Annotated in this window: 1 pseudogene; it reads right to left on the bottom strand. The window is 67.2% G+C overall.

The features are described 5' to 3' along the window. Positions 1 to 21 precede the first annotated feature (21 nt). A pseudogene (locus tag AC0L3K_RS40765) lies at positions 22 to 390 on the bottom strand (cell division protein FtsZ); the annotation flags it as partial.

Below are 390 nucleotides of genomic sequence, written 5' to 3'. Positions count from 1 at the left end.
TAACTCCCGTCCTGCGACCGTTCAGTTGGCGGCGCGGCGCAGGAAGGCCGGGATATCGAGAATAGCTTCATCGGGCGTATTGGGCGCAGCTGTGCGGCCGTAAGGATCGAGCAGCCGGTCGGCGGCGTGGCGCGCATATTCCGGAGCCGCCCTTGCCGGTTGCCCTACGGGCTGTTGCGCTTCGGAGCGGAGCGGCGGGCTTTCCGCTTGCGGAAGAGGTGCACTGCGCTCGATGCGGCGGCCGTCGTTGCGCAGCCTGCCCGCGAGCTGGGCGATGGCGGTTTCCACCGGTTGCGCCCGAGACTCCGGGTCGAGATTATCGATTCCGGTCGCCACCACTGAGACGCGGACGATACCGTCGAGGCTATCGTCAAACGACGCGCCGACGAT

The organism is Bradyrhizobium sp. MI1.10, assembly GCF_055811035.1.
Note: the sequence above shows the minus strand (reverse complement) of the source record. Positions and strands in the feature narration are given on the sequence as shown.